This is a genomic window from Streptomyces blastmyceticus, assembly GCF_039521185.1.
Lineage (GTDB): Bacteria > Actinomycetota > Actinomycetes > Streptomycetales > Streptomycetaceae > Streptomyces > Streptomyces blastmyceticus.
Genome location: NZ_BAAABW010000013.1, coordinates 18,172 through 27,752, shown reverse-complemented (window position 1 = coordinate 27,752; position 9,581 = coordinate 18,172). Strand labels below are relative to the sequence as shown.

Genomic DNA, 9,581 nt, shown 5'->3' with positions numbered 1-9,581 from the left:
GAGCGGGGCGGACAGTCGGGGCACACGGCGGGCTCTGCTGCGCCGGGCAGGGCTAGGCGAGCCGTCGGGGCCGGGGGACGAAGGCGGCCGCGGGGACGGGGACGCCGTAGCTGCGCAGTTGGTGGGCCCGGGTGATGACGGCCGCGCCCTCGAGGAAGTTCAGTGCGATCTGGACCACGTCGCGTCGGCCGGGTTCGGCCAGGAAGCTGTGGGCCGCCCAGCGGTTGAAGGCGCCCATGGCCGGCCCGCACCAGATCTGGTAGTCGGCGCGACGCTCGGTCCGCCCCGAGACCGCCCAGCGACTCGACATGCCCAGGTACCAGCGGAAGACAAGGGCCATGCGGTGCCGGGCGTCGCGCTCGGCCCGTGTCACCTGGGAGGGGTCCCGTTCTTCCCAGAACCTCCGGGTCTCGTCCCACACGGTCCCGAAAGAGGTGCGCAGGACGTCCTGTTCGACCTTGGCCCGTTGCGAGGGAGGGACGTCGTCCCAGCTCTCGTAGTCCCTGTAGAGCTCGTAGAGCCGTGCCGAGCGCGGGGCGAAGAACGTGCCCCGGCTGAGGACCTGGAGCTTCACCCCCAGCTCGAACATGTCGGCAGCCGGCGCCATGGTCACGTCGGCGACGTCGGCCTGCGCAAGCATCTTCTTGGCGTCGGCCGACAGGCCCGCCTCCCGCGTGGCCTGGTTGACGGAGCCGGTGACCACGTACGCCGCGCCCAGCGCGAAGGCCGCGGCCACCGCGGTGGGCGTGCCCAGCCCGCCCGCCGCCCCGACCCTGATGCCGCGGTCGTAGCCGTGCGCGACGGCGAGTTCGTCCCGCAGAGCCAGCATGGCCGGCAGGAGGACCGCCAGCGGCCGGTTGTCGGTGTGCCCGCCGCTGTCCGCCTCGACGGTGACGTCCTCCGCGACCGGCACCCGGGCCGCCAGCTCGGCCTCGGACGCGGTCAGCTGTCCCCGGTCCAGGAGAGCGCGCAGCAGATGGGCCGGGGCGGGCGACATGAACGGCCCCGCGACCTCGGGCCGCGACACCTTGGCGAACAGGCGCGTGCCGCGCAGGATCCGGCCCTGCGGGCCACGGCGCAGCCCACTGGCGGCGACACGGACCACCGCGGGGGTGAGTCCCATGAACGCCGAGGCGGAGACGGCCGGCACGCGGTGGCGCAACGCGATGTCGACGACCCGTTCCTCCAGTGCGGGCTCACCCGGTGAGTGGATCAGGTTGATGCCCCAGTTGGTGTGCCCCGCGAGCCCGGCGGCCAGGTCGGCCACCGCCTGTTCCACGCGTACCGGATCCAGTCCGGCCGCGCCGAAGAAGCCGAGCATGCCGGCCCGGGCCATGGCGGACACCATGGCCACGGTGGCGATGCCGTTGGCCATCTCCCCGGCGACGTAGGGGAATCGCACACCGTGTGCCTCGCCGAAGGAACGGTCGCCGAGCCACTCCGGGTAGAGCGGTGGCAAGGTGCCCAGCAGAGGCAGCCCTTGCTGTCCGCCGACGGCCGGGGCCGTGGAACCGCCGACGGCGACTCCGACGCCCGGCGCGGCCGGGGCGCCCACGAGGTGGACGGTTTCCCTGACGCGGGCCGCCACCTCCAGAATTCCTTCCGGTGACCAGGTGGCGGGACGGTCGCCCGCGTACCACCGCGCGAGGGGGACGGCAGCGGGAGCGGCCCGGAACGGGCCGACGGTCGTCATGCCGTGTCCTGCGCGACGGGCGGAGCGGGGACTGCGGTCGGCGATCCCCCTGCCGTCAGTCGCAGCGACGTGTGGTCGACGGTGCGGGGCAGGGGACGGCCGGGGCCGAGCCGGTGCGACGAGGACAGTCGCCAGTCGCAACGCAGCAGTTCGGTCAGGAGGGTGGCACTGGTGAAGAGCACGAGGTTCCTGCCGGGGCACTCGGCGGAACCGCGGCTGAACGGTGCGATCGACCAGTCCGCCTCGGCCCGCCCGTCGAGCCACACTTCGGGCTCGAACCGGTCGGCGTAGGACAGGCGCCGGGCGTCACGGTGGAAGTACGAACTGCAGAAGATCACCGCCGTGCCCGCGGGGAGCGTCACGCCACCCGGCCAGTGCGTCTCGACGGTGGTGTCGCGCAGGAGGGCCAGGGACGTAGGCCACAGCCGCTGCGACTCCAGGACGCAGGCCTGGAGGTAGGCACGATCAGCCCGGGCCCTGGCCGCCTCCGCCGGGCGGCCGGCGAGGAGGCCGAGCGCGAGGTAGGCCCCGATCGGGGCGGCGTCGAAAGCGAAGAACCAGTGCTGCATCTGGGCCACGGGCTTGACATCGGCCGCGGCCGGGGTGTCGCACACCGCGCGGGCGAGGCCGCCCGGCTCGGGCAGGTCGAGATACCGCTGCGTGCGGACGAACAGCTCTCTGCGCAGGGAGTGCCTTTTGCGGTGCAGCATGAACCAGTTGCCATCGCCGCGCAGCTTGTCCCGGAGCTCGGTGATGCGCTCGTCGTCACGGGCGGCGTCGCCGAACACGATCCGGCGCACGATGCGTTGGTACGCGGCGTGGAACCGCTTCCAGGTGAGCGTGCCGCCGGCCAGTAGCGGCCGGGCCTCTTCCCGGATGGCTTCCCGGAAGACCTCGTGAAACCGGTGCTCGGCCGCGGGGTAGTCGAGCGCAGCCTCGTTGAACCTGCGCCGCTGGGCACGGGCGGCACCCGGAGTGATCAGCACGCCGTCCGGCTCGAAGTGGGAAAGGGCGGCCGATTTCTCCTTGTTGGCGGCTGTGAACGACGCGCCGGTCTCACCCAGCACCCGGCGGACGTCCTCGACCGAGAGGAGGACGAGGCTTTGCCTGCCGGGGACGCCGACCAGCACCGGTCCCGGGCCGTAGCGCTCGCGCAGCCGGTCCAGGGAGCGGCAGGCCCAGGCGTTGGTATCCAGTCCGGCCGCCAGCCGGACCGCAAGGGGACGGCGGATGATCACCCCTTGAGCAAGGTTGGGAACCAGACCGAGGGCGAACAATCGCGCGACATCCGACCAATTGGCTAGGGTGACTTCTTGGGCCATGGCTGAACCTCCCCTTTCCGGCCAGCCTTGTGAAGAGGCTGCCCCGTGTTCTCGTCTCTGATGCGCGCGAGCTACTGCACGGGCTGCACGCCGGAAGCACACAGCGGATACGGCGGCGGATACGGTGTCCCCTGCCGGGCGGGCCCTCAACTCGGGCAGTGATCGGTGACCGCGAGGAAATCCCGGATGTCCTCCACCAGTTGCCAGGCCATGTCCTCGAGCACGTAATGCCCGGCGTACGGGTACAGATGAAGCGCGGCCCCGGGCAGCCGCCGCGTCCATTCCGCGAGGACCAGGTCGTCGTAGAGGGGATCGCGCATTCCCCACCCCAGGAACACGGGCACCTGGGTGAAGTACACCAGGGCCTCACCCAGGCGCTGGGCATGCGGCCAGCCGGCGTCGGCGGGACTCAGGGGGATGTCCTGGACGAAGCGCACCAGCGTCGACCGGTCGCGTTTCCGTCGATAGGGGGCGGCATAGGCGGCTCGCACCGCGGGCGGCAGGGGGCGGCACACACCCCGGGACAGGGCCATGTGGACAACGGCGTTGGATGCGTGCGCGATACGGCCGACGGACGGCTGCCTCAGGGCGAGCAGGCTCCGCGGCGGCCGGTACCCCGGTGGCCAGGGAAAAGCGGCGGTGTTCAGCACGACGAGCCGGTCGACGACACCAGGGCGCAGATGGGCCCACCACAGGGCCACGGGGCCGCCCCAGTCGTGCACCACGAGCGTCCAGCCACGGGCGGGCGCCCGCCGCTCGGCGACGAGGTGCTCCACCAGACGCCCCAGATCCTGCGCCCGGCTCTCGGCGAGCAGGGAACCGGGCAGGTCACGGGCCCGGTCGGACAGGCCCATGCCCAGGTGGTCTGGGGCGATGCAGCGATACCGCCCCCGCAGGCCGAGGACGAGCCTGCGCCACATATAGCTCCACGTGGGGTTGCCGTGCACCATCAGCACCGGCTTGCCCTCACCCTCGTCCAGGTAATGCTGATGCGCGGCACCGTGGTTGAACCAGCGGCCCTGGAACGGGTAGTCCGGCAGACGCCGCGCCTGCTCGGCGGACAGGGGCGGCTCGGGACTCACGGCGCGACCACCACCGTGGGGGCTTTCCCTGTCCCGCACCAGTGCCGCGGCATTCGGATCCCCGTCCTGTCAATGCGGAAGGAAGCCGGGAAAACGGATCGACGAGAGAAGGGTTTCTCGCAGAGTAGGCGCGCGGAAGCACTCACGTAAAGGGGGCATCGAGGAGCCCGGGGGCGCGCCGGGGCACTCGGAATTCGCGAGCATTCCCCGGCCGTCTCGGCGTGAGGCGGCGCCGATCGCCCGCCCATTCCGGGAATTCAGGCAGCCGTGCGAATTTCACCTGACCGATTCTCACGGTGTGAGGTAGTCATGGGCCACCTCCGCCTTCCCGTACCGCATGCCGGTGAAAGCCAGGTGCCGGGCGGCGACGACTTCCCGGACGGGCAGGTCGGCGATCGGGGCCATGGCGTGCGCCGACAACTGCAGCCGGGCAGGCCCGGACCAGGCCCCCGTCACCGTGACGTCCTGGACCGGCAGGCGGACGAGCCGGCAGCCGGTGAGCGTGCCGTCGTGGCCACGGTCCATCTTGACCATGAAGGTCGGAGTACGGACCTCGGCTTCGGCCGCGTCCAGGTCGAGAGGGGCGTGCTTGTAGCCCATCGTGGCGACAGCGATCCGCAGTGATCCGTAATCGAGGGTGCCGACGAGCGTGTCGCTGTCGTGGTAGAGCCGTGGGCAGCCGGGCTTCTTGGGGAAGCCGGCCGTCTCGCGGCCGAGCGCGAGCGCGGGAAAGCTGTCGAGGTACATCGATTCCAGGTAGTAACCGCGCTCGCCGCCGAGCTCCACCGCGACGGCCTGGCCCGCCGCGGCGTGGTCGCCCAGTCCGGTGGTGTCCGGCATCCGTGTCACCGAGAAGCGCACCAGCGGCTCGGCCACCGCCAGCGGCTCGGGGACCAGGCGGCGCAGCGCCTCCGGGTCGGAGCGGTAGACGATGTCGAGGGAATCGACGCCGTAGGACACGAACGGCCCCGGTGGCCACGCGGGCGAGGACAACGGGGTGGCGGAGCGGCTCATCAGTTCGTCGGGGGTCACGTCCGGCTCCTGTCCTTTCCGGTGGCTGGCGGCCCGGTCCATGGTGCCTGCCAGAGGTTCTCCCACCAGTACAGGCCTCTGCCCGTGCAGAGGCCGTCCCCCGATCGGCCCCCACATCGGCCGGCCCCTCGTCCCCCGATCGTCCACTCCGGGTCCTGCCGTGAGAAATCAGCGAGGCCGACGCACGGCAAGCCGCCCCGTGCACCGCGGTGACATCCCCGGCTACCACACACGCACCGGTGCCACCGATGATTCAGCTCGCTCCCACCGACGGCAGATAGCGCGGTGCTCGCCAGGCGTCCAGCCGGTGTTCCACCGCGGCCCCCAGCGACAGCAGCCCGGTGTCCTGGCGATCACCGGCCATCAGGAGCAGGCCGACGGGCAGCTCGTTCACGAAACCGGCGGGCACCGACAGCGACGGGTATCCGGCCACGGCCGCCGGCGTGGAGGACGGGATCACGTCGTTGTCGCCCCGCACGCAGTCGGTCGTCCAGGCGGGCGGGTTCGTCGGCGAGGCGATGGCGTCCAGGTGGTGGGCGGCCATGGTCTCATCGATGGAGCGCCGGGAGAGGTCCTTCAACTCGGCGCGCATGGCCCGGTATTGCGGGTCGGTGACGGGAGGCGCGGCGAGCGCCCGTTCGAACAGTTCCTGACCGGCGAAGCAGGTCCGTTCCGCCGGGTGGGTGCGGTTGAACTCGATCAGCCCGGCGAGGTTCCGCGGCCCGTGACGGGTGGCGAGGTAGGCGTCGACGTCCCGGTGGAACTCGCTCAGCAGCGCGGGAAACTCGAGTTCGGCGAGCCGCTTCTGGTACGGGGGCGTCACCTCGACGACCTCGGCTCCCGCAGTGCGCAGTCTCTGCGCCGTACGGGTCATCACCGCGTCCACCTCCGGCCCGAGCGGGGGCAGCCGCCACAGGCCGATCCGTCTGCCGCGCAGCCCGCCGGGTCGCGGGGTGTCACCACCGCTGAGCACCGCGAAGGTGAGCGCGGCGTCGGTGACGTTGCGTGCCAGGGGCCCCGCGGTGTCCTGCTCGGCGGAGATCGGGACCACCCCGGCCCGGCTTACCAGCCCGAGGCTGGGCTTGTGGCCGACGACCCCGTTCATCCCCGCCGGGCACACGATCGAGCCGTCCGTCTCGGTGCCGATCGCCACCTGCGACAACGACGCGGCGAGCGCGGCGGCCGAACCGGAGGACGACCCGCACGGATTCCGGTCCAGTACGTACGGATTCCTGGTCTGCCCGCCCACCGCCGACCACCCTGATGTCGGCTTCGCCGCACGGAAGTTCGCCCACTCGGACAGGTTGGTCTTGCCCAGGATGACCGCCCCCGCGTCCCGCAGCCGGGTCACCAAGACGGCGTCGGTGTCCGGCGGGCTCCCGGCCAGCGCCAGCGACCCGGCCGTCGTCGGCATGTCGCGGGTGTTCACGTTGTCCTTGAGCAGGACGGGGATGCCGTCGAGCGGGCCACGGGTGCCACCGTGCCGGTGTCTGGCGTCGCTCGCGGCCGCCTGCCGCAGGGCCGTCGGGTCGGTGCGCAGCACCGCGTTGATCCTGGGGTCGATCGTCCTGATCCGCCACAGGTACGCGGCGGTCAGCGCCGAGGAGGTCAGCGAACCGTCCGCCATGCGCGCCTGCAGCTCCGGGATCGTCACCGTGTCGAGGTCGACTCCCGGCCCCGGCGGCGCACCGCGGACGCCGGTCTCAGCGGATTCCGCACCCGAATTCGGTGCGCCTGTGAACACGGACCCCGCGACCAGGGCGGCGATCAGTACGGCAACGCTCCTCTTCCCCATGAGCGTCAGCGGACTACATGCCGACGGCCCGGCGCAAGAGTGCGTGCCGTGCCCCGGGCCCTCATGCGAGGGCCTCCGTCGCGGGGGCCGGTGCCGCGGGCAGGGAGACGACCATGGTGAGGCCGCCTCCGGGGGTGTCCTCGGGGGTGAGGGTGCCGCCCATGGCCTCGGTGAGGCCCCGGGAGAGAGCGAGCCCGAGTCCGAGACCGGTGGTGTTGTCGGTGTCACTGAGGCGCTGGAAGGGCAGGAACGCCCGTTCCTTGTCGGCCGACCGAAGCCCCGGGCCGCGGTCGATGACCCGCACTTCGACGTACAGGGCCAGGGTGCTGGCGCTGACCGTCACCGGGCGCCCGGGAGGCGCGTTCCGCACCGCGTTGGCCACAAGGTTGGCAAGGACGCGTTCCAGCAGCGGCGGGTCCGCGAGTACCTGGGGCGTGCTCTCCAGGTGCTGGGTGACGACGGGTACGGCCGGTTCGGGCAGGGCGTCGAGGGCGAGCGGCAGCACTTCGGCGAGCGCCGTGGGTTCCAGCCGCAGGTTCAGCGCGCCGGCCTGGAGCCTGCTCATGTCGAGCAGGTTGTCCACGAGGCGGTTGAGCTTGGCGAGGGACTCCTCCGCGGTGGCGAGGAGTTCTTCGCGGTCCTCCCGCGAGAAGTCGACGTCCCGGCTGCGCAGTGAGCTCACGGCGGCCCAGCAGCCGGCCAGCGGGGTGCGCAGGTCGTGGCTGACGGCGGCGAGGAGCGCGGTGCGCATCCGGTCGGCTGCCTTGACCGGTTCGACCTCGGCCGCGACCTCGGCGAGCCTGGCACGCTCGACGGCAGCGGTGAGATGGGCGGCGAAGGCGGTGAGTACGCGGTGCTCGGAGGCGGGCAGCCGGCGGCCGCGCAGCACCAGCACGCTGTCCGTACCGATCGGGACCCTGGTCTCGTAGGGTGAATCCGTGTCGCCGTCGCCCATCGCCCGGTGCCCCATTCGCCCTTTGTCGTGGGAGAGTTCGACGCTCTCCATGCCGAACGTTTCGCGGGTGCGTTCCAGCAGCGCGGGCACGGCCTTGTCACCGCGCAGGATGCTGCTCGCGAGTGAGGACAGGGTTTCGGCCTCCGCGGCAGCGGCGGCGGCCTGGCGGCCCAGGCGCAGGGAGCGGTCCACGACGGCGGCGACCGTGGCGGCCACTATCGCGAAGGCGATCAGTGCGAGGACGTTGTTGGCCTCGTCGATGGTGAACCGGTCGATGGGCGGGATGAAGTAGTAGTTCATCAGCAGGGAAGCCGTCACCGCGGCGAGCAACGCAGAGACGACACCACCGATACAGGCGACCCCCAGCACGGTCAGCAGGAACAGCAGGGTGTCGCTGGTGAGGTTGAGGTCGAGGTGACCGGAGAGGCCGCGCAGCAACATCGTCAGAAGCACGGGCAGGGCGAGACCGGCCACGGGTCCCGCCACCCGGCGGGTGAGTGGCAGGCGGTTGGGCGGGGTGGCCGGCACCCGTCCTCGCTTGGCGCGTTCGTGGGTGACCATGTGCACGTCGATGTCGCCGGAGAGCTCGACGATGGTCTCGCCCGCTCCGCGGATGGTCAGCGAGCCGAGCAGCCAGCCGCGGACACGGGTTCCGATGACCAGTTGCGTGGCGTTCTCGGCACGGGCGAACTCCATCAGCGCCGTGGGCACATGGTCCCCGACGACGGAGTGGTAGGTACCGCCGAGGCTCTCCACGAGCTGTCGCTGTCCGGCCAGGGCGGCGGGCGAGGCGTCGACCAGGCCGTCGCTCCGGGCGATGTGGACGGCGAGCAGGTCACCGCCGGAGGAACGGGCCACGATGCGGGCGGCACGGCGGATGAGGGCCTCGCTCTCGGGGCCGCCGGTGATGGCGACCACGACGCGCTCGCGGGTTTCCCAGACACCCCCTATCCCGTGCTCGTACCGGTAGCTCTGCAGGGCCTCGTCGACCCTGCCCGCCACCCACAGCAGGGCCAGCTCCCGCAGCGCGGTGAGGTTCCCGATCCGGAAGTAGTGCGAGAGGGCCGCGTCGATCTTCTCGGGCGGGTAGATGTTGCCGTGCGCCATGCGCCGCCGCAGGCCTTCGGGCGGCATGTCGACGAGTTCGATCTCATGGGCCCTGCGCACGAATTTGTCGGGCACGGTCTCGCGCTGCTGCACCCCGGTGATCTTCTCGACGACGTCGTTGAGGGACTCCAGGTGCTGGATGTTGACGGTGGTGACCACGTCGATTCCGGCGGCGAGCAGTTCCTCCACGTCCTGCCAGCGCTTGGCGTTGCGGCCGCCGGGGACGTTGGTGTGCGCGAGCTCGTCGACGAGCGCGACCTCGGGGCGCCGCTCCAGCACCGCGTCGAGATCGAGTTCGGTGAGCTCCAGACCCCGGTGGGTGCGTGTCGTGCGGGGCATGACGTCGAGCCCTTCGAGGAGCGCGTCGGTGCGCGGACGGCTGTGGCCCTCGGCGAAGGCCACTACCACTTCCTTGCCCCGGGCCGTGCGCCGCCGCCCTTCGTCGAGCATCCGGTAGGTCTTGCCGACCCCGGGTGCCGCCCCGAGGAAGACCTTGAGCCTGCCGGGACGCGCGCCTGGATCACCGAGCGAATCCGCCATGAGGAGAACACCCCGTCGAGTGAGGAAGTGGGGAGACACGTCCGCCCGGCCCTGA

Annotated in this window: 6 protein-coding genes; all 6 read right to left on the bottom strand. The window is 71.6% G+C overall.

All coding sequences use genetic code 11. The annotated features are described in order from the left end of the window. Positions 1–52 precede the first annotated feature (52 nt). The 6 genes from ABD269_RS10400 to ABD269_RS10375 all read right to left on the bottom strand — a co-directional run bounded on the left by ABD269_RS10400 (position 53) and on the right by ABD269_RS10375 (position 9,526). The gene (locus tag ABD269_RS10400) at positions 53–1,693 is read right to left on the bottom strand and encodes a PfaD family polyunsaturated fatty acid/polyketide biosynthesis protein (RefSeq protein ID WP_344117495.1); all 1,641 of its coding nucleotides are present in this window, start codon (positions 1,691–1,693) and stop codon (positions 53–55) included. Further along, positions 1,690–2,931, bottom strand: a complete 1,242-nt coding sequence (locus ABD269_RS10395; RefSeq protein ID WP_344117494.1) for a cytochrome P450 — start codon at positions 2,929–2,931, stop codon at positions 1,690–1,692. Before ABD269_RS10395 ends, ABD269_RS10400 begins: the two co-directional genes overlap by 4 nt. A 230-nt stretch (positions 2,932–3,161) precedes the next feature. Beyond that, positions 3,162–4,097, bottom strand: a complete 936-nt coding sequence (locus tag ABD269_RS10390) for an alpha/beta fold hydrolase (RefSeq protein WP_344117493.1) — start codon at positions 4,095–4,097, stop codon at positions 3,162–3,164. Positions 4,098–4,388: 291 nt separating this feature from the next. Next, the gene (locus ABD269_RS10385) at positions 4,389–5,129 is read right to left on the bottom strand and encodes an acetoacetate decarboxylase (protein ID WP_344117492.1); all 741 of its coding nucleotides are present in this window, start codon (positions 5,127–5,129) and stop codon (positions 4,389–4,391) included. Positions 5,130–5,382: 253 nt separating this feature from the next. Continuing rightward, the gene (locus ABD269_RS10380) at positions 5,383–6,924 is read right to left on the bottom strand and encodes an amidase family protein (RefSeq protein WP_344117491.1); all 1,542 of its coding nucleotides are present in this window, start codon (positions 6,922–6,924) and stop codon (positions 5,383–5,385) included. 61 nt (positions 6,925–6,985) lie between these two features. Then, positions 6,986–9,526, bottom strand: a complete 2,541-nt coding sequence (locus ABD269_RS10375; protein ID WP_344117490.1) for an ATP-binding protein — start codon at positions 9,524–9,526, stop codon at positions 6,986–6,988. Between the last annotated feature and the right edge of the window lie 55 nt (positions 9,527–9,581).